Annotated in this window: 17 protein-coding genes and 4 tRNA genes; 11 read left to right on the plus strand and 10 right to left on the minus strand. The window is 42.9% G+C overall.

The features are described from left to right. Positions 1–47: 47 nt before the first annotated feature. Positions 48–1,454 carry a TIGR03013 family XrtA/PEP-CTERM system glycosyltransferase gene (locus H595_RS0108455; protein WP_027670820.1) on the minus strand — a complete coding sequence of 469 codons (1,407 nt, stop codon included), beginning with the start codon at positions 1,452–1,454 and terminating at the stop codon, positions 48–50. Between the two features lie 190 nt (positions 1,455–1,644). On the opposite strand from H595_RS0108455, the gene H595_RS0108460 reads away from it, so the two are divergent. The 4 genes from H595_RS0108460 to H595_RS0108475 are packed head-to-tail and all read left to right on the plus strand — an operon-like array spanning position 1,645 to position 6,377. After that, on the plus strand, positions 1,645–2,274 hold the full coding sequence (locus tag H595_RS0108460; protein ID WP_027670821.1) for an XrtA/PEP-CTERM system exopolysaccharide export protein: 630 nt from the start codon (positions 1,645–1,647) through the stop codon (positions 2,272–2,274). A 38-nt stretch (positions 2,275–2,312) separates the two neighbouring features. Continuing rightward, complete coding sequence (locus H595_RS0108465) at positions 2,313–3,878, plus strand: XrtA system polysaccharide chain length determinant (RefSeq protein WP_027670822.1); 1,566 nt, start codon at positions 2,313–2,315, stop codon at positions 3,876–3,878. Further along, positions 3,875–4,780: an XrtA-associated tyrosine autokinase gene (locus H595_RS0108470; RefSeq protein WP_027670823.1), complete on the plus strand. Its 906-nt coding sequence runs from the start codon at positions 3,875–3,877 to the stop codon at positions 4,778–4,780. Before H595_RS0108465 ends, H595_RS0108470 begins: the two co-directional genes overlap by 4 nt. After that, entirely contained in the window at positions 4,767–6,377 is a 1,611-nt protein-coding gene (locus H595_RS0108475; RefSeq protein ID WP_156885948.1) for a porin family protein, read from the plus strand. The genes H595_RS0108470 and H595_RS0108475 overlap by 14 nt, the downstream gene beginning before the upstream one ends. Before the next feature lie 53 nt (positions 6,378–6,430). Here the strand turns inward: H595_RS0108475 and H595_RS0108480 are convergent, their stop codons facing one another. Beyond that, complete coding sequence (locus H595_RS0108480; protein WP_027670825.1) at positions 6,431–7,426, minus strand: ExeA family protein; 996 nt, start codon at positions 7,424–7,426, stop codon at positions 6,431–6,433. A gap of 340 nt (positions 7,427–7,766) precedes the next feature. On the opposite strand from H595_RS0108480, the gene H595_RS0108485 reads away from it, so the two are divergent. The 4 genes from H595_RS0108485 (at position 7,767) to H595_RS0108500 (ending at position 8,141) form a co-directional block, all read left to right on the plus strand. Beyond that, positions 7,767–7,842 (plus strand) — tRNA-Ala (locus tag H595_RS0108485). Between the two features lie 14 nt (positions 7,843–7,856). Then, positions 7,857–7,932, plus strand: a tRNA-Glu gene (locus H595_RS0108490). A gap of 28 nt (positions 7,933–7,960) precedes the next feature. Continuing rightward, positions 7,961–8,036 (plus strand) — tRNA-Glu (locus tag H595_RS0108495). Positions 8,037–8,065: 29 nt separating this feature from the next. Further along, positions 8,066–8,141: transfer RNA gene (locus H595_RS0108500), tRNA-Glu, on the plus strand. A gap of 62 nt (positions 8,142–8,203) precedes the next feature. Here H595_RS0108500 and H595_RS0108505 read toward each other — a convergent pair. Beyond that, positions 8,204–8,794, minus strand: coding sequence for an arylesterase (locus H595_RS0108505; protein WP_240474859.1), 591 nt, complete (start codon positions 8,792–8,794; stop codon positions 8,204–8,206). Here H595_RS0108505 and H595_RS0108510 point away from each other — a divergent pair. Together H595_RS0108510 and H595_RS0108515 are read left to right on the plus strand one after the other, a co-directional pair. Then, positions 8,793–9,500, plus strand: a complete 708-nt coding sequence (locus tag H595_RS0108510) for an ABC transporter ATP-binding protein (RefSeq protein ID WP_027670827.1) — start codon at positions 8,793–8,795, stop codon at positions 9,498–9,500. The genes H595_RS0108505 and H595_RS0108510 overlap by 2 nt on opposite strands. Further along, positions 9,490–11,976 (plus strand): ABC transporter permease, encoded by a 2,487-nt coding sequence (locus H595_RS0108515; RefSeq protein ID WP_027670828.1) that lies wholly within the window; start codon positions 9,490–9,492, stop codon positions 11,974–11,976. Before H595_RS0108510 ends, H595_RS0108515 begins: the two co-directional genes overlap by 11 nt. Before the next feature lie 19 nt (positions 11,977–11,995). Here the strand turns inward: H595_RS0108515 and H595_RS0108520 are convergent, their stop codons facing one another. From H595_RS0108520 to H595_RS0108540, 5 genes are all read right to left on the minus strand, one after another. Then, positions 11,996–12,889, minus strand: a complete 894-nt coding sequence (locus tag H595_RS0108520) for a TIGR01777 family oxidoreductase (RefSeq protein WP_027670829.1) — start codon at positions 12,887–12,889, stop codon at positions 11,996–11,998. A 44-nt stretch (positions 12,890–12,933) separates the two neighbouring features. Further along, positions 12,934–13,299: a dihydroneopterin triphosphate 2'-epimerase gene (gene folX, locus H595_RS0108525; protein WP_037054184.1), complete on the minus strand. Its 366-nt coding sequence runs from the start codon at positions 13,297–13,299 to the stop codon at positions 12,934–12,936. 93 nt (positions 13,300–13,392) lie between these two features. Further along, complete coding sequence (locus H595_RS0108530) at positions 13,393–14,703, minus strand: ATP-binding protein (protein ID WP_027670831.1); 1,311 nt, start codon at positions 14,701–14,703, stop codon at positions 13,393–13,395. 1 nt (position 14,704) lies between these two features. Beyond that, positions 14,705–15,382 (minus strand): response regulator transcription factor, encoded by a 678-nt coding sequence (locus H595_RS0108535; RefSeq protein WP_027670832.1) that lies wholly within the window; start codon positions 15,380–15,382, stop codon positions 14,705–14,707. Continuing rightward, the gene (locus tag H595_RS0108540; RefSeq protein ID WP_027670833.1) at positions 15,382–15,639 is read right to left on the minus strand and encodes a PepSY domain-containing protein; all 258 of its coding nucleotides are present in this window, start codon (positions 15,637–15,639) and stop codon (positions 15,382–15,384) included. Before H595_RS0108540 ends, H595_RS0108535 begins: the two co-directional genes overlap by 1 nt. A gap of 354 nt (positions 15,640–15,993) precedes the next feature. Between H595_RS0108540 and H595_RS0108545 the strand changes: the two genes are divergently transcribed. Continuing rightward, positions 15,994–16,308 carry a ComEA family DNA-binding protein gene (locus H595_RS0108545; protein ID WP_027670834.1) on the plus strand — a complete coding sequence of 105 codons (315 nt, stop codon included), beginning with the start codon at positions 15,994–15,996 and terminating at the stop codon, positions 16,306–16,308. A gap of 27 nt (positions 16,309–16,335) precedes the next feature. On the opposite strand, the gene H595_RS0108550 is transcribed toward H595_RS0108545, so the two are convergent. Both H595_RS0108550 and putP read right to left on the minus strand, forming a co-directional pair. Then, positions 16,336–17,556, minus strand: a complete 1,221-nt coding sequence (locus H595_RS0108550) for an EAL and HDOD domain-containing protein (RefSeq protein WP_027670835.1) — start codon at positions 17,554–17,556, stop codon at positions 16,336–16,338. 107 nt (positions 17,557–17,663) lie between these two features. Next, positions 17,664–19,175 (minus strand): sodium/proline symporter PutP, encoded by a 1,512-nt coding sequence (putP, locus tag H595_RS0108555; protein ID WP_027670836.1) that lies wholly within the window; start codon positions 19,173–19,175, stop codon positions 17,664–17,666. Between the last annotated feature and the right edge of the window lie 44 nt (positions 19,176–19,219).

Raw genomic sequence — 19,219 nt, forward strand, 5'->3', positions numbered from 1 at the left:
AAAGTTGCAAGGTGCTAAGCTTGCAAGCTATTTGCATCGGTCTTCGTTCATCTGCCTCTACCAAATAACACGACTTCGACAGTCCTGATAAGAATAACGAGATCCAATATTAAACTGCGATGCTTAATGTAATATAAATCAAACTTAAGCTTTTCTTGTGCATCTTCAGCTGTTGCACCATAAGGATATTTAAGTTGCGCCCAACCGGTTAATCCTGGTTTTACATTGTGACGATTATTGTAGTAGGGAATATTCTTAGCAAGTTCCACAACAAACTCAGGACGCTCAGGACGAGGGCCAACAAATCCCATTTCACCCTTTAAAACATTGAATAACTGCGGCAATTCGTCAATTCGATAACGGCGAATATAATTACCAACTTTGGTTACCCGGTTGTCATTTTTCGAAGCCCATTGCGCGCCGTCTTTTTCCGCATCGGTTTTCATACTACGAAATTTCAAAATATAAAATGGGCTGCCATCTATTCCAACACGCAGTTGTTTATAAAATACGGGCGCTGATGTTTTTCTACCATCTTCTAGATAAATCAGTAAAGCCGTAATCAGCATGATAGGCCAGGTAAAAAGCAGTAACATAACGGCGAGTACAACATTTAAAACATAACCAAGACTGGTTCTGAATCTGCGGTTAGACGTTAAGCCATTTGAATGAATTATCCAGCTAGGATAAATCAGATTTACGGCAATTTGTCCTGTTTCATTTTCTATAAAATCAAGTATCTCTATTATATCAACGCCACGCGTCTTGCATTTGAACAAGTCTTCTACCGGGAGTTTGTTACGTCGCTCGTCACAGGCAATAACCAGTTGATCAATTTTGTTTTCCATAACGAATTTAAACAAGTTATTACTGTAATCCAGACTTATTTGCCGGTTTTGCTGTATCGAAGCTTCTTCGTCACCCTCTATAGAAACGTAGCCGAGGATTTCGAAATCGCGACGGTCAACGTTACGGCGTATACGACGCTCTATTATGGAAGCGCGCTTACCTGCACCCAAGATTAAAATACGGCGGCGACTGATTCGATTAATGTCATGCATCTGACAGAACGCTCTAAACAACGACACACTAATTGCTGCGATAACTGAGGCGCACAGCAGGTATAATGCGCTTATGTAAACGCTGGGGAATACTTGAAACACGATAAACTGAAGTATTATCGTACTAAACACCTGAGTAATAATAACACGCTTAACTACACCCTTGTGGCCTTCACGTAGCTTGTGATCGTATAACCCAACCGACAAGGCACAGAGCATTACCGTAGCGGCAAAAACAGAAATGTTAATTAAACTCGCTTCAGCGGAGACAACAACGTGGCTGGTATTGTGAATTAATATAGCAATCCAACTTGACAGGCAAAGCAGTGTCAATTCACCAAACAAAAAGAGTTTGTCAGCGACAGATTTCCTTCCATACCGACTTGCATTCATTTGACAACATCCTTGTGCATCCATTGCGATAAGACTATCGAGACATAGTCTCTGTACTAACTAGGCTAGTTTAGCTCAGTTCGGTTGAAGTTTACAGAACGAAACGAAAAATTAATTTGCATTTTCTGCAGCAAAAGCGCAGATTTATGCGCTATATTAGTAATGCATTTGCAAAAGGATGAGCATTATTATGGCATTAGCAATATTGGCAAAGCGTAGCTTAGCGCTATTTTTTTGTTTTTTAATGGTAGGTTGCGGCAGTACGTACTTGCCAAACGCTACCGTACACAACTCTCTGACAACATCTGTCGATAATTACCAATATTTGATAGGTCCAAACGACAGTGTTACAATTTTCGTTTGGCGCAACCCTGAGCTTTCTGGCAGCTTTATTGTTCGCCCTGATGGCAAGATATCAACTTCATTAGTAGAAGATGTGCCAGTTAGTGGTAAAACGCCAACTCAGCTAGCACGGGAAATGGAAGGAATATTAAGCAAGTATATTCGCGACCCTGTAGTTACGGTGTCAGTGACTAACTTCGTCGGGCCGTACAGTGAACAAATTAGAGTTATAGGTGCCGCAACAAACCCTCAGGCAATAAGTTATCGCGAATATATGACGTTACTGGATTTGATGATCGCTGTTGGCGGGTTAACCGAATTTGCTGCAGGTAATAGTGCCAAGTTAGTTCGTGTAACAGATGGCTCTCAAGTCACGTATGATTTACGGTTAGATGATCTTATCCGTGATGGAAATATTGCCGCTAACGTAGATATACTGCCAGGTGACGTAGTTATTATTCCTGAAGCTTGGTTTTAAGCGCGATTATTTTTTGTAGTACCGTCATGGAGTGACAGATGAAACAACTCACAGAGGCTATTGAGCAAATTACAACCTACAGCCGGGGGGTATGGTTACATAGACGTTATGTAATTATTACTGCCTGGTTGGCATGTTTGTTAGGTTGGTATGTTGTACATCAGCTTCCACCTGTTTATGAATCTGAATCAAAACTCTACGTCGAAACACAAACAATGTTGGAGCCGTTGCTTAAAGGTATTGCGATTCGTAACAATCCGGATCAGGAAATTAAGTTACTCGCTAAAACCCTGCTCAGTCGCCCTAATTTGGTGAAAATAGCGCGAGAAACAGATCTGGATTTACAAGCGGTAAACGATAAACAATATGAATCGCTTATTGATACGCTTATGGAAGACATAAAAATACAATCTTCCGGTCGTGAAAACATCTATGTGATTCGTTATCACAATAAATCCCCCCAGTTGGCACTTAAAGTCGTGCAAGCAACATTAAATACTTTTGTAGAAAATCATCTGGGTTCTTCCAGAGCTGACTCTAAGGGTGCTGAAAAGTTTTTAAGTGAACAAATCGCTGAATACGAGACCAGATTGGTTGAGGCTGAGCGGAAGCTATCTGAATTTAAGAAAAACAAAATGTTTATGATGCCCAGTTCAGAAAGCAATTATTATTCTCGCTTAAGTGCTGAGAAGCAAAACCTGGAATCTGCTACGTTAGAATTGCAGCAACTAGAAACACGTTTAGTTCTAGCTAAGGCTCAGCTTGCTCCTGGCTCCTCTGACGGTGGTTCGACGGTATCACCAGACTTTGTTACGCCATTTGATGAACGAATTGCTTCACTTAATACCAGTCTTGATGGTTTGTTAATTAAGTATACCGAGAACCATCCTGATGTTGTTGAAACCCAGCGGTTGCTTAGTTTTTTAAAACAGCAGCGCCAAGAAATGTTGACTCAGGTTGCATCCAGTGACCAGAGTGCCGGTGTGGCAAATGAGTATGTACAACAACTCAAGATGAATGTGTCAGAGCTGGAAGCGCAAGTGGCGTCAGTCAGAGTAAAAGTGGCCGCGTATTCACGAAAAGTTGTTGAGTTTGAAAGCAGATTAAGCCAGATACCAGAAATTGAGGCAGAATACACTGGTTTAAACCGGGATTATGAGATTAACCGCTCACAATATGAAGCGCTTTTGACACGTCGTGAAGCGGCCGAATTGGCACGAAAAGCCGACGTTTCTGAACAAGATGCCCAATTTAGAGTGATTGATCCACCGCGTGTTCCCATTACACCGTCAGGGCCAAAGCGTTTATTACTCTATACTGCTGTATTGATAGGTGCATTTGGACTTGGTGTCATGATCGCATTCATTCGTAGTCAAATATCGCCTACGCTGATATCCGTGTCTCAACTTAGAACGATTTCTGAAATTCCGGTATTTGGCTTTGTATCGCATACTAATAAGCCGCAGTTGTTGCGCCGTATTCGTTTGCATTTCATCTATTTTGTATTGTTAACAGGGCTGTTACTAACGTTGTATGCCACCATAATGGTTAATGAACTGCTTTTTGGTGGTACCGCTGAAGCAATATCGAGGGTTTTAAAGTGAGTATCATAGAAAAAGCACTTGATAAACAGTTGTCAGCGAAATCTACAACTGTGAAGCAAGAAGCAAAATTTTCAACCATTGAGTCGTTGGAACAAATCGATAAGCCTGCGGAGAGCAAGGTTACACAACCTGCTTCGTTAAATGTTGCAAGTAAGTTTAAAAATGATATTTCTCGCAGTATTGAGTTGGACCTTGAAGATTTAGAGCAGCGCCATTTCGTGTCCTTATCGTCCAAGCGTCGCGCTATCAATGAAGAATTTAGCGTAATAAAGCGCAAGCTTATTAATAATGCATTTGGTCAGTTAAGTTCGTCTCTTAAGCATCCAAACCTTATTTTGGTAAGCAGTTCACGGCCGGGTGAAGGAAAAACGTTTACGTCTGTTAATTTGGCGCTGAGTATTGCATTGGAACAAGACAAAACCGTTCTGTTGGTCGATGCGGATGTATTGCGGCCACAAGTGGCCAAGACGCTGGGTTTTGAAAGTGGTATTGGCCTTACAGACTATTTATCTTCTGATGACATAGACGTGCAAGATATTATCTTATCAACTAATGTTGAGCGATTGAAGATTATCCCAGCCGGCAGAGCGCACCATTTATCAACCGAGCTACTGGCAAGTAAGAAAATGGCTGAGCTGGTAGATGAGTTTGCTACACGTTACAAAGATCGTATTGTGTTGTTTGATGCTCCTCCATTACTCGGCGTAAATGAAACGGCAGTTGTAGCAATGATGTGTGGTCAAGCGCTTATTGTGCTTGAAGAAAATAAGTCAAAATTGGCTGAAATTGAACAATCTATCGCGCTGATACCACCTGAAATTGCTGTAGGTTTTGTCATTAACAAAGCGCATCGGACTCAGGTTGGAGAATACGGATACGGATATTACTATGGTGGTGCCTAAACTGCCCAGAGTAGTATGGTTACTAGTGCCCCTATGCTTGATAAGCAGTAACATGTTGCTTGCTGGCGATTTGCAAATTAAGCCTGGTATTGTCGTTGATATGTATGGCTACCAGATTAAGCAAGCCCAAAGTAGTGAGTGGGATGAGGGCGCCGCCCTCGCAGCAACGCCAAATATTGCATTTCTTTTTGATAGTAAATATTTAGTTTCAGTACTGGATTGGAAGCAAAAAAATGTTTTTTATGATGACGCGCAACGGTCAGACAAAACATTAGATTATATTGATTTTAACAGCCGATTATCTGCCTGGGATGATAGGGTAGCGCTATCGTTGAATGCCGGAGAAGGTTACCGTCTTAGAAATACGCAGCGCGGTGTTTTTGCGGATGAGATAACCGGGTTTTCGCAACTGAGTAAAACTCGTTATATGGGAACTTCGTTGGCGTTAAGTACTGCCAGACACCGTGCGACCCAAGGCGCTGTGAATTTTACTGCCAGAAAGATTAATTCTGAACTTCCTGTAATTAATGATGACGATCCTCAGTTTAACGAAGCCACATTTGATAATGCGCTTTATGAGATGAATTTCGCTTTAGGCACTGCACAGCGTACTGTCGGTGTTTTTTGGCAAATAAGTGGCCGTTATGCAGAAAATGTTCGTGAAAATGCTATCGATCTTACGTCTGAAAACATTGAAGCGGTGTTGGCTTTACCTTTATTAGAACAATGGGCGTGGGTCAGTAAAGCCCGTTATGAGTCAAATGAGCTGTACGCAAATGCTGACAATGAATTCGGCTCAGTGGGTACCGGTTTAGAATACAGAATCGGCAAAGCGTCTTATATAAATTTGACATACAACGTGTTTCGGCGGGATCAGCTTCTGCTTGAGGACGGAGATTATTGGGCGTTAGATATGTTGTTGGCGCCCACGCGGCGTTCGTCAATTAAAGTGAGTTTAGATCAGCGCTATTATGGCCGTTCAGTTGAAGTCTCAGGTCGTTATCGCTTACGACATGTCTCTGCTCAGTTAACATACAATGAGCGCCTTAGAGTTATGAATGGTTTAGAAACTGAGGTTAATAATCTTGGTGTGCTTGTTTGTCCCGGTGGGTCGAGCGCTGCTGCTGATTGTTTTTTACCTCCATCGGCTAATTATGAATTATTACCTGGCGAGTATCTGCAAAACGTCTACGCCAATGAAATAGAATTCAACGAAAGTGTTGTTTTACGAAAAAGTGGGCTCTTCAATCTAGTTTATGACAAAAACAGACTCGTTTACGGTTTAAGTCTCAGTCGGAGTGAAGACGAGTATGTCGAAACAAACCGCTTTAATATTACAGATAACGTAACCGTGTTTGGTAAGTGGCGATTATCACCTACGATGCAGTTATCAACGGAATATAGCTGGTATGAATTGCAGTTTTCTACTGAACAGCGAACAGATAGAAGCATCAGAATTAAAGCGGGTATTAGCTTTGAAATTAATTCCCGCTCAGATATTTCACTGAATGCACAACGCGTCTCACGTGATTCCAATCTGCAAGAGTTTGATCTTGAAGAAAATCGGGCATGGGTTACTTACGCCTATAACTTTTGATTCGACTAAGTAAATGTCGAAGTGGCAAGGTTTATCTAGATAAAACGCAATACTTATTGCGTTTTATCTTCACGTTGTTGTAAGGCTTTATGTTGTTTCTTCAGCAACTCATCCATTTCCTGTAATAACCTAAGTTTCTCCTCAATAACAGAATTTAATGTTGAAGATAAAGTCGTCTGGCTTGAAATGGCTTGTTGAGGTTGCTGGATTGACGGTAACGATTGCTCGGGTGCGACATTAGCAATCTCTTGGTTTATTTCCTCAATAACAAGTTGGATATCTTCGCAGGTAAGTTGCTGCTTGTCTTCCAGATAGCCGTAAAGTAAAACCCTGTCCATTAACGTATTTATTTTACGCGGCACACCTTTACTTTGTCTATGTAACAGCGCAAAGCAGTCATCTTGTAGCATGGTAGTTTCACCACCAGCCTGATTAATTCGATATTGAATGTAGGCTTTAGTATCATCCAACTGGAAAGCTGACAAATTGGATGAAGCAATAATGCGTTGTCTGAATTGCTCCATATTGGGAGCTTGTACTATGGCGTTAAGTTCGTTCTGGCCAAGTAAAAAACTTTGTAGTAAAGGCTTACCGTTAAACTGAAAGTTAGACAACATTCTCAGCTCTTCTATTGAGGCAAGTGGCAAGTTTTGTGCTTCATCGACTAACAACAGGGCACGCCGATGTTGCGAGTGTAAACGCTTAAGATAATTATAAATAGCATCCAGGTAACTGGCTTTACTATGCTCAGTAACGACCAGATTAAAGCAGGATGCAATCATGCGAATTAAATCATCGGGCTCTAACTTAGAGGTGACAATTTGTTTAGCGATAATTTCATCCTGGCTCAACTGACTAAGTAATTGGTTAGCTATGGTCGTTTTACCGGTCCCGACATCACCGGTAATCACAATAAATCCTTCACCTTGCGAAAGACCATATTGTAAATAGGCTAGGGCACGTTTGTGTAATTTACTCGCATAGAACCAATTAGGGCTAGGTGTGAGCTGAAATGGTCGGTCCTTGAATCCATAGTACTTTTCGTACATCGCTGATCATCCTTTCATTATATGCAGCCACTAAGGCTTGAGCTTACACGTCGTTGTTAGTGTATACAAAAAGTGGCACGAACACGATGCTATCTGTCAGTTCCCGTAGTCGTTTTTTGTTGTTACATTTCTCTGTTGGGGCATTGTCGTTGTTTTTGTCAATTAAGCTATTAGAAAAACAGTATTTTCAATGGCTATTGTTGAATTAAACAGCGTTGCGTTTAAAAAATATCCGAACGCACAATCGAGCTGAAAAAACTGTTGACACATTTTAGGTGGCACCCTAGAATGCGCCCCGAGTTCAGCGCTAACGTAAGTTAGTTCGCGGCTCAAAAAGTGTGGGGCTATAGCTCAGCTGGGAGAGCGCTTGCATGGCATGCAAGAGGTCAGCGGTTCGATCCCGCTTAGCTCCACCAAGATTTTTTAGTGCGTCCCCTTCGTCTAGAGGCCTAGGACACCGCCCTTTCACGGCGGTAACAGGGGTTCGAATCCCCTAGGGGACGCCACTTCATTCTACGTTTTATCTGTTACTGTGTCCCCTTCGTCTAGAGGCCTAGGACACCGCCCTTTCACGGCGGTAACAGGGGTTCGAATCCCCTAGGGGACGCCACTTTATACTAACGTTTTATCTGTTACTATGTCCCCTTCGTCTAGAGGCCTAGGACACCGCCCTTTCACGGCGGTAACAGGGGTTCGAATCCCCTAGGGGACGCCACTTCTTTTATTACCCAATTCTGTAAATACATCTAATAACAAATTTCGGTATTTTTACTTATTTCATTCGGTTTGAAACTTTTCCAATAAATTGTACATAAAATCGCTTATAAGCGGTTGAGCATCAATGTTGGGGTGTATTCCATCTCGTAGCATCAGATCTTGATTTGTCGCAATGTTATCCATGAAGAAAGGCCATAACGTTATCTGATGTTTTTCTGCCAGTTGCGGATAAATATTACTGAACTGTTGTCCATAACGTGGTCCATAGTTTGGTGGTATGCGTATTTGCATTAGTACAGGCGTAGCTTTATGCTGTTGAACTAATGTAATTATTTCACTCAAATTTGATTTAACTGAGTTTATGGCAAAACCACGTAATCCATCGTTACCGCCAAGTTCAATCATTACTGCGTCTGGCTGGTGTTGTTCAAGCAGTGCGGGCAAACGCGCTAAGCCTCCTGCTGTTGTTTCACCACTAATGCTGGCATTGACTAACTGCCATTGTGTGCGTTGTTGAAGTAAATGAGGCCAGCCTTGCTGCTGCTTCATGCCGTAGGCGGCACTTAAGCTATCGCCGAGGATCAGCATTTTTTGTGCTGAAGCAGTCAAACTTATTAAACTGAATAATATAAAGAAGAAAATACGCATCATGAATACACCTGAAGTTCATATTAAAGCGGTTAACGTGGCTAAGAGTGTCAAAGTTACCGATGGTTCCCTAACTATCCTGCACGATATCAGCCTTACAATCAATCGTGGTGAGTCTGTTGCTATTGTTGGCGCTTCGGGCTCAGGCAAGTCAACGTTACTGAGCTTGTTGGCCGGACTTGATACGCCAACTCAAGGGGAAGTGTTTCTGGGGCAGCAGCCTTTGCATAGGTTGTCTGAGGATGAGCGTGCCGGGATCCGCGCTGCAAATGTCGGTTTTGTGTTCCAATCTTTTTTATTATTGCCCAGCTTAACTGCACTGGAAAACATTACGTTGCCGGCCGAATTAGCTGGCGTTAAAGACGCCCGCAGTCGAGGGCTCGATTTGTTGCTGCAAGTGGGACTGTCTGAGCGAGCTGATTTTTTTCCAGCACAATTATCTGGTGGCGAGCAACAACGTGTTGCTATTGCACGGGCATTTATTACCCAGCCAGCGGTCTTATTTGCTGATGAACCATCAGCAAACCTCGATGCCGCAACCGGGCAAAAAATTGAAGACTTGTTGTTTAAATTGAATGCCGAGCAAGGTACGACTCTGGTTTTAGTTACTCACAATAATGACTTAGCAGACCGCTGCCAACGCCAGTATCAGATGCAAGCCGGACGTTTTCTAGATATCAATACTCAAGGAATAGCTGATGTGGGCTAGTATTGCATGGCGTTTATTTTGGCGTGAGCTACGCCGTGGTGAATTATGGGTCATCGCCTTTGCTTTGTTTTTGGCAGTTGGCTCGGTAGTAAGTTTAAGCGGTATTACCCAGGGAGTGCAAAGCGCATTGATGCAGCGCAGTGCACAGTTTACTGCAGCTGATAAAGTGCTGCGCTCCAGTCAGCCTTTTAATATGGAGCTTATCGCACAAGCTGAGCAGTTTAATGTGCAAAGCGCAAGACAGATGCAATTTGACTCTATGCTTTTTGCCAGCGACATGATGCAGTTGGCGACGATTAAGGCGGTTGACGATGCATACCCCTTGCGTGGCACATTAGAGTTAAAACAGTCGGATAACATTAGCGTTGGCGAACAGGCGCAACTTAGACCAGGTTATTTGTACCTGGAAGCGCGGCTATTTGATTTGCTAAAGCTAACCGTTGGTGATTCTCTGGAGCTGGGTATGTCTAACTTCATTGTTGGCGGTGTTATTGTAAATGAACCCGATGCGCCTCTTAGTGTGTTCGGTGGTGCTCCCAGAGTCCTGATGCATATAGATGATGTCGCTGCCACACAAATTGTTCAGCCGGGTAGCCGAATTGCTTATCGCTATTTATTTGCTGGAGAGAATGCTGATTTAGCCCAGTTTGAAGCGCAGGTCGAACCGCAGTTGTCAGTACATCAACGCTGGCAAAAAATGGATCGAGAGTCGGCTATTGGCAGCGCGTTGGAACGCGCAGAGCGCTTCTTGTTGCTGGCTGGCTTACTCGGTATTGTTCTGGCTGCATGCGCTGCCGCCGTAGCAGCAAGTCGTTACGCGCAACGTCATACTAAAGCAGTTGCCGTCATTAAGGCATTGGGGGCGACAACAGCACAAATCCGTCTGATTTATGGTAGTCACTTATTGTTGGTAGTGCTGTTCAGCTTGCTATGCGGGGTTATTGCAGGCCAATTGGCTGTTAGCGGGGCACAGTTAGGTATTCAGCAGTATTTAACTGATTATAGAGCTGAATTTAGTTGGCGACCGTTGTGGCTAGGCTGTTTAACCGGTCTGGTTTGTGCAACGTTATTCGCCGCCAGACCAATGTGGCGGTTGGCAAATACTGCTGCAATTGAAGTGCTTAAACAACCCGAAACGCAATTCGTGCTGGATAAGTTACAATTAATCACCGGCGCTCTGGCGATATGGGGGTTGATGTGGTTGTTTAGTGGTGAGCTGGTATTAAGTATTGGGCTGTTTTTATTGTGTGCTGTTTTTGCGGCGTTACTAATGGTTACTGCGGCAACGTTGGTAAAGCTGACTAAGCCTGCATCTGCCGGACAAAGCAGTGCTGGTAAACTGGCGTTGGCAAATTTGCGCCGAAGGCTGTGGGCCAATAGTTTCCAACTTATTACCTTTAGCCTAGCGATATTTTTAGCTTTGTTGTTATATTTTCTTCGTGCAGAGCTCATTGGCCAGTGGCAGAGACAGATCCCGCAAGGCGCACCCAATCATTTCCTTGTTAACATTACTGAGCAGCAACGTAGCATCCTAAATGATTTTGCTCAAACCCATCAGATAACATTGGATAAGTATTATCCTGTGGTGCGTGGTCGTCTGTTGTCGATTAATGATGAAAAGTTACAGCAGGAAAGTTCAAAAGAAGACCGAAGTGAACAACGCGTTGGTATTGGCCGGGAATTAAACTTAACGTGGTTGGCGGCACTCCCTGAAAATAATCAAGTAACGTCAGGTAGTTGGTTTAGTGCCGATGCGCAAGCACAGGTATCAATTGAGTCTGAGTTAGCACAGCGACTAGATATATCGCTTGGTGATAACCTGGCTTTTTCTATTGGCGGTCAGCAACTGAGCGCGTCAGTAAGTAGCATACGTAAAGTAGATTGGAATAGCCTGCAGCCTAACTTCTATATGATATTAAGCCCTGATTTACTTGCAGAGTTTCCTGCAACCTATATTACGGCTTTTTACCTTGAAGCGGGTAGAGAGCAATTGCTGAATCAATTAGCAAGGTTAATGCCTACCGTTACCGTTATCAGTGTGGACAACATTATTAAGCAGGTAAATGGCATTATCGATCAGGTTACTATCGCGTTAAGTTTTATCTTGGTGATTATTTGCTTCGCAGCGGGTCTGGTGTTGGTCGCGCAGGTACAGGCAACCTTAGAGCAACGTGAACAAGAGCTGGCTATTCTGCGAACATTAGGTGCACGCTACGCATTTTTACGAAATGCGCTTGTATTAGAGTTTGCTATGTTAGGCGCAATGGCGGGTGTTTTTGCTACGGTGTTAGCAGAAGCTATGCTACTTATTGTACAACAGCGTGTGTTTAACTTGCCCTTTACATTGCATTACACCTTGTGGTGGCTCGGGCCTTTGCTAGGTGTCATTTTGGTAACAACATTGGGGTGGTGGCAACTAAAACGCTTACTGCGCATCCCCGGAGCTCAGTTAATGCGTCGCGTGCTGCAAGGTTAATTTACTGCGCAAGAGCTGCTTATTTAAGCAGCTCTTGCAGTGCCGGTGTTAAGGTTGGGAATGTAAACTCAAAACCAGCTTTGCTCAGGTTTGCTGGTATTACCCGTTGGCCCGTTAACAATAAATCGGCCATTTCTCCCATGGCGAATTTTAATATAATAGCTGGCATGGGTAACAATGTTGGGCGGTGTAATACCTCTGCTAGCGACTGACTAAATGCGCTGTTAGTTACCGGAGTAGGGGCGGTGGCATTAAATGTGCCTTGTAAAGTTGGATGGAGTAATAAAAAATCGATTAATCGCAACATATCCCGCATATGGATCCACGACATATATTGCTCACCACTACCGATACGACCGCCTAAACCCAATTTAAATGCCGGTAACATTTTGCTCAGTGCACCTCCTGCTTTAGCCAGCACTATACCTGTACGAAGAATACATACACGAGTTGATGGGCTTTCGGCTTCCAAAGCAAGCGTTTCCCAACGCTGGCAGAGTTGATGCGCAAAATCATTATGATAGTGGCTGTAGTCTTCGGAAATACATTGGGACTGTTGTGCACCATATACCCCAATGGCTGAGCCGCTGATAAGCAGTTTGGGAGGCTTGGAGGCAGCTTTAATTGCTAACACAATTTGTTCAGTACAATGCCAGCGACTATTGCATAACACCAATTTTTGCGCAGCAGTCCAACGTTTACCCACGATAGGTTCGCCCGCTAGATTTACCACCACATCAACAGTGTTGAAATCGACATCAGTCAGCGTCGAAATAACTTTAACATTAGTCCCCAAACGGCGTTGAGCCTTTTCAGCTGATCGGGATAACACCGTAAGTTTGTGCTGCTGTTGCCATTGCGCTACCAGAGCGCTGCCAATAAGGCCTGTACCACCGGTAAGTAATATGTGCATAGTGCTCAGTGCGGTTTACCACTAACGTGGGTTAAGTATAGAAGTTATTTATTAACTGACAGTGTTAACGATACGGAATCAGCAAATCGTAAGGCATGGGGTTTATCAATTTCTACTTCAGCATAGCGTACCGATGCATGTTCAGAGGCAATAGCGAGTACATCAGCGGTTAACTTTTCTAATAAAGAAAAACGTTGCTGTTCTACTAAAGCGATGATTTTTTTTGTGATAGTGCGGTAGTTCAATGCGTTTTCCATGTTGTCACTATTAGCAGCGTCTGCAGCGCTGTAATGTATTTTGGCGTTAATAACAACATCCTGTTTATTGTTAATTTCGTCGTCTTTAATACCAATAAAAGTACGTAAACGCAGGTTTTTAATTTGTATAATTGCTGGGTTATTCAGTTCCATGTATCTCATTCCACTTAGGTTTACTGCTAGGGGTTAATGCTACGTAGACTTTACGCTGGGTTCCGATGTTTCGATCAGCGTACTTTATTGGATTTAGCTAAAGCGGAGACTAAATCGTGCCCCGCCTAATTCACTGTCATCAAGTGCAATATTGCCCGAATAAGACGATACCAGTTCAGCCACTATTGCTAAACCTACGCCATGGCCCTCGTGATAAGTATCTAGCCGGGTACCCCGAACAAAGAGTTGTTGTCGCTTATCTACAGGTACACCAGGTCCATCATCTTCAATACACAATACTAACTCTGGCAGCTGGTTAATAGTAACAGAGACTTGATGACGACAGGCTTTACAGGCGTTATCCAATAAATTGCCCAGTATTTCCATTAAGTCTGTCTCATCACCGCGAAATACACTGTTCTCGGGGCAGTTAAGCTCAATCTGAATATTCTTATCACGATAAATTTTTGTTAAAGCTGAAACCAGTTTGTCGAGCAATGGCTTAATCGCAATCTGTTTTTTCCAAACGTCTTGCCCTGAACTGGCCGCTCGCTTTAATTGATGTTCTATCATTGAGGTTATACGGTCGAGTTGTTCTTTTAACTCAGGTTGCTGACTCAGCACTGAGGTTTGCAATACCGCTACCGGCGTTTTTAACGCGTGAGCAAGATCACTTAAATGATGTCTATATCGTTGTTTTTGCCTATTTTGGTTCGCAAGAAGTAAATTAAGATCTTCTTTAATCATGGACAATTCAGCCGGATATTTGCCAATAAGTTTTTCCTGCCCCCCGGTTTCCACCTTGCGGATCTCATGGTCAAGCTGAGATAGGGGTTTTGTTGTCCAATAGTAAGCCAATACCATCAACAGCAGTAACACAAACCCAATACCGAAAAACCACTGAATTAATGTTGTTCTGAACGTCAATTGAGGGGCGATAAGGCGTTTATTGGTTTGTACAACATGCACTGTCAGCGGTCTGGTGTAGTCTTCTGCATCAAACAGCAGTGAGATGGATAGCACCCAGAATGTATCGCCGTGTTGCTGTACTGATTGAAATAAATGCTCTCCCGGCGGCAGCGCTTCAATAGGAGGGGAAAACTCTTGATTGAGCGAAGAGTCCGATTGCCACACAGTGCTTTGCTCATGAGTAATGTAGGCACTTAGTCCTGAGTCTGGTCGATAAAAGTCTGGTGCTAATGCGTTGTTTTGCAGTTCAACTTTGTCCTCTGATACGCCAAGCTCAGATAATATTGCGTATAAGTGTACTTCAAGTTTCTGCTCAGTACTGGTCAGTAGTTGTGTGTAAAATGCTCGGTCTATGGCAATAAAAGAACTAGGCAGCAAGAAAAGTAGCAAAAATACACTTACCAGAAGCTGCCGAAGTTTTAGCGAAAGTGACATATCAAGCTACGTTCATGGTAAAGCGGTAGCCTCTTCCGCGAAGTGTCTCAATAGGCTTATGTTCACCCTCAGGATCTAACTTTTTACGTAAGCGTAATACAAACACTTCGATCACATTACTGTCTAAATCAAAATCTTGATCATAGATATGCTCTGTTAACTCTGTTTTAGAGATCACTTTGTTTGGATTAAGCATAAAGTACTCCAGTACTTTATACTCGTATGCCGTAAGGCTGACCTCATTTTCAGCTAGCCAAACTTGTTGCGTACGGCTATTTAACGCTATCGGACCTGCCGATAATGTCGGTTCCGGCTGTCCGGCAGCCCTTCTGATCAGAGCGTTGCAACGAGCCAATAACTCTTCAGTATGGAATGGCTTGGTAAGATAATCATCTGCTCCAGCATCAAGCCCTTCAACTTTTTCTTGCCAGCTACCGCGTGCTGTTAACACGATAATAGGCGTTTTTAACGATTTTTGTCGGGCTTTACGAATGAGTTCCAAACCATCCATCTTAGGCAAACCAATATCAATAATGGCTAAATCATAAGGATACTCGGATAATTTAAACCAACCTTCTTCACCGTCTGCGGCCACGTCAACACTAAATTGTTGCTGCTGTAACTGTTCTTTAATCTGCTGCGCTAGCAGGCTTTCATCTTCCACTACAAGTAGACGCATTAATTCCCATCCTTTTTAACCCGGCCTGATTGACCGTCCACCAATACGGTAACTACGCGACCATCGGCCTGTAACACTCTAATTCTGTAACTTTTCTGCTCTGCCCGCACCTTAACAACTTTACCCGGAAAGTACTGTTGAGCTAGCGCAACCGCTTGCTCTCGGTTCACCTGGGCCTTCTCGGCTGCTACAGATATTTGAGGTACTGTAGTCAGTATTAATGTCAGTGTGAGCAGAATAAATAGGGTTCGAAACATTGTTCTCTCCATCTGAAGTAGTGTTACTTTACCGAACTATTCAATCAGCAGCAATTATCTTAGCTGTTGTATATCAGCACCTTGTAGCGACCTTCTCATTGTCTGCATGTTCTTTATATTGGAGAAGAATAGGCGGCTTTTACTTAATTAGCGCTGAACACAAAAATAAAGGCAATAAATAAAGTTGCAAATATATTGCAAATGTAAAAATATTGACTAATTTAAATTAGTTGGCAGTGAATTCTCTCCAATACTTGTTGTTTAGTTTGCCTGTGTGGTAACAAGCCAACCCGCAAAAGGCAAGTGTGGTTTTAGTGGTCATCAGGGAAAGAGAGCAATAAAAAGGAAAATATCATGAAGAGATTACAGTTCGCATTAGTGATGACGGCGTTAGTTTTCACTGTGAATGTATGCGCAGCACAAACAGAAGCCCCGGCGCAAATAACCAAATCAAGCGCTTCGTCTCATAATGTACAGAAAGTTCAGGTCAATAAAGCGACGCTAGAACAACTGGAAGCTATTCCTGGTCTTGGAAAAAAGAAAGCGCAAGCCGTTATCGATTACATTGCCAGTAATGGCAGTATAAAGAATCAGGCGCAACTTACTGAAGTAAAAGGCATTGGTGACAAGCTCGCCGCAAAAATAAGTCCGTATTTAAGCTTTAATTAGGCTAATTTTTGTATAAAGCCCTGGCAATTAATCGCCGAGGGCTTTCATTTGCTCATTGGCCCATTGTACCGCTGTATGGTATGCGTCTGGTACTTTTTCGTTGGGTAATTGCAAGGCAACAATAGCCTGATTGGCTTCTTTCCAATGTGCCGATTCATAATGTTTAATCAGCGAAATATAGTCAGCTAATAAACCTTGGTTCTCTACCAGCGCGTCTTTAATCTCTTTGGCTAACGGCAATTTACTCATTACACTTTCAATGGGTTCATCCAAAATAGCATCCATTAAAGACATTAGTCCGGTAAGAAATGCCTTGGCAGTGTCAACTTTTCCGTGGAGTTGGGCCAGACCTTCGGCAAACCGTGCCCGTGTCATTGAAAGCCGCATAAGTTCTGCAGGTTTATCGCTACTGATTTGCGCCGTAAACAGTAATGACAAAAACTTTTTCAGTTCAGCTTGCCCCAAAACCACCAAGGCTTGTTTAATGGTTTCGATTTCTGCGCGGCGCTTAAATATTGCTGAGTTGCTGTAGCGAAGCAGTTTGTAAGATAAATGCACATCACGCTGAAATACGTCTGTGATTTTGTTAAGATCCATTTCTGCTTTAGAGGTTTCGTAAAGTAATTCTGCTAATGTCATTTGAGCCGGGGATAAGGCTTTACTTTGCATCATCTCTGGCTTGGAAAAGAAATAGCCTTGAAAGTAGCTAAACCCCATATCCATTGCCAACTGGAATTCTTCGTTTGTTTCTACTTTTTCTGCTAGTAACTTTATATGAGGAAAGTTTTCGATTGCTTGTTTAATTTCACTGATGGTGTCTGTTGACGTAGAGCGAAAGTCGATTTTTATGATATCAATGTGCGGGTAAAAATGACGCCAAACGGGCTGATGAATATAATCATCCAGAGCTATTACGTAACCTTGTTCCTTCAGATCCTGACATTCAGCTAATAGCCTTTTTCCTGGCTGCACTGTTTCCAGTATTTCCACAACTATCTGCTCTTTAGGTAACATGCTCGGGTATTTTTTAATTAATGTATCTAAAGTGAAATTAATAAAACCAGGTTTATCACCAAGAAAATCGTCCAGGCCGTAACTTAATTGGCTACCTTCAACAATACGTGATGTTGCTTCATCACCATCAATGTCTGGAAAAGCATTTTCCAGCCCATCACGAAACAGCAGCTCATAGGCATACAGTTCTTTGTTGCGGTCAAGTATTGGTTGTCGTGCGGCATAAAAATACATAGATGTTCTATCTCGACATGAACACTAAAGTGATAATTTAGCAAAAAAATGAAAGCGGGGCATATAATTTTTGTCAGCCCCGCTAAATCTTTGCTGATATGGTTAAATTATGTACGTTGTAGTTCTGTTTTCATTTGTTCAAACAGGCTGGTCACATTTTCTGACGGTGCTTTTGTCAGTTTACTTACCGCAACGATACAGAAGCTACTTACAAGCACACCAGGTAGAATTTCATATACCAAACTACTAAGCGTTGCGTTGTTTTCTAATATTGGTGCATAAATCCAGAACAGTACCGTTGCTGAGCCACTAATAATACCAGCTAACGCGCCGCTAAACGTCATACGTTTCCAATATAAGCTAAACACAACAAGTGGGCCAAATGCCGCACCAAAACCGGCCCACGCATTGCTCACCAGTGTTAAAATAGAACTGTCTCTGTCATAGGCCAGATAAATGGCAACCAAAGCTACAATTAATACGGATACTCGGCCAACTAACACCAATTGTTGCTGTGAGGCATCACGTTTAACAAAGGTTTTGTAAAAATCTTCAGTCAGTGAACTGGACGTTACCAATAGCTGAGACGAAATAGTGCTCATAATTGCGGCCAAAATGGCCGCTAACAAAAAGCCCGAAATAAGCGGGTGAAATAGAAACTGGGAAAAAATAATAAAAATGGTTTCAGGATCATCTAATGTCATCTTGGTGTTTGCTACATAGGCAATGCCCACCAGGCCAGTCATTACCGCACCTAGCAATGTAACCAGCATCCAGCTCATACCGATTCGGCGTGCGGCTTTAATATCTTTAACAGAACGAATTGCCATAAACCTCACAATGATGTGTGGTTGGCCAAAATAACCAAAGCCCCAGGACAGTAACGAAATAATGCCTAATACAGACAATGCTTTGCCAGTACTTGCGTCGACAAAGGGATCGAGAAATGTAGGATTAATGTCCTGAACCTGAGTCATCACTGCGCTAAAACCACCTAAATGATCCAGTGCTACCACCGGTACCAGTATAAGTGAAACAAACATAATGCAACCTTGGACAAAGTCGGTAATACTTACCGCCATAAAACCGCCAAACAAGGTATAAGCGACAACGACACCTGCCGTAACATAAAGCCCTAATTCATAGCTTAGGCCAAAAGAGCTCTCAAATAGTTTGCCGCCTGCAACAACGCCTGAGGACGTATATAGGGTAAAAAACAGCACAATAACAACAGATGATACGATTCGTAGAATGCGAGTGTTGTCTGCAAAACGGTTTTCAAAGTAATCAGGAATAGTAATAGAGTCGTTGGCGACTTCGGTATACACACGTAATCTTGGCGCAACAATCAAATAATTTATCAAAGCCCCCGCTAACAAGCCTACGGCAATCCAGCCGCTACTTACACCAGATAAATACATTGCACCCGGTACACCCATCAACATCCAACCACTCATATCTGACGCACCGGCGGAAAGCGCGGTTACGGCAGGCCCCATTTTTCGGCCGCCTAGCATATAGCCTGATACATCGCTAGTTGAGGTTTTATAACCATACAAACCAATAGCCAGCATCACAATAAAGTACAATGCTAATGAGATAATTGTGCCTGTTTCCAAAACAGATTCTCCTTTTGACAGCTGCTAAGCTTTGGTTAACACGG

This window comes from Rheinheimera baltica DSM 14885, from assembly GCF_000425345.1.
Lineage (GTDB): Bacteria > Pseudomonadota > Gammaproteobacteria > Enterobacterales > Alteromonadaceae > Alishewanella > Alishewanella baltica.

Excerpts from the sequence above, each read along its gene's own strand:
- H595_RS0108550 (WP_027670835.1), bottom strand. The coding sequence starts at position 17,556 with ATGTATTTTTATGCCGCACGACAACCAATACTTGACCGCAACAAAGAA.
- H595_RS0108505 (WP_240474859.1), bottom strand. The coding sequence starts at position 8,794 with ATGATGCGTATTTTCTTCTTTATATTATTCAGTTTAATAAGTTTGACT.
- H595_RS0108510 (WP_027670827.1), top strand. The coding sequence starts at position 8,793 with ATGAATACACCTGAAGTTCATATTAAAGCGGTTAACGTGGCTAAGAGT.
- H595_RS0108455 (WP_027670820.1), bottom strand. The coding sequence starts at position 1,454 with ATGAATGCAAGTCGGTATGGAAGGAAATCTGTCGCTGACAAACTCTTT.
- H595_RS0108535 (WP_027670832.1), bottom strand. The coding sequence starts at position 15,382 with ATGCGTCTACTTGTAGTGGAAGATGAAAGCCTGCTAGCGCAGCAGATT.
- H595_RS0108475 (WP_156885948.1), top strand. The coding sequence starts at position 4,767 with ATGGTGGTGCCTAAACTGCCCAGAGTAGTATGGTTACTAGTGCCCCTA.
- H595_RS0108545 (WP_027670834.1), top strand. The coding sequence starts at position 15,994 with ATGAAGAGATTACAGTTCGCATTAGTGATGACGGCGTTAGTTTTCACT.
- H595_RS0108540 (WP_027670833.1), bottom strand. The coding sequence starts at position 15,639 with ATGTTTCGAACCCTATTTATTCTGCTCACACTGACATTAATACTGACT.
- H595_RS0108465 (WP_027670822.1), top strand. The coding sequence starts at position 2,313 with ATGAAACAACTCACAGAGGCTATTGAGCAAATTACAACCTACAGCCGG.
- H595_RS0108480 (WP_027670825.1), bottom strand. The coding sequence starts at position 7,426 with ATGTACGAAAAGTACTATGGATTCAAGGACCGACCATTTCAGCTCACA.
- H595_RS0108520 (WP_027670829.1), bottom strand. The coding sequence starts at position 12,889 with ATGCACATATTACTTACCGGTGGTACAGGCCTTATTGGCAGCGCTCTG.
- H595_RS0108515 (WP_027670828.1), top strand. The coding sequence starts at position 9,490 with ATGTGGGCTAGTATTGCATGGCGTTTATTTTGGCGTGAGCTACGCCGT.
- H595_RS0108530 (WP_027670831.1), bottom strand. The coding sequence starts at position 14,703 with ATGTCACTTTCGCTAAAACTTCGGCAGCTTCTGGTAAGTGTATTTTTG.
- folX (WP_037054184.1), bottom strand. The coding sequence starts at position 13,299 with ATGGAACTGAATAACCCAGCAATTATACAAATTAAAAACCTGCGTTTA.
- H595_RS0108460 (WP_027670821.1), top strand. The coding sequence starts at position 1,645 with ATGGCATTAGCAATATTGGCAAAGCGTAGCTTAGCGCTATTTTTTTGT.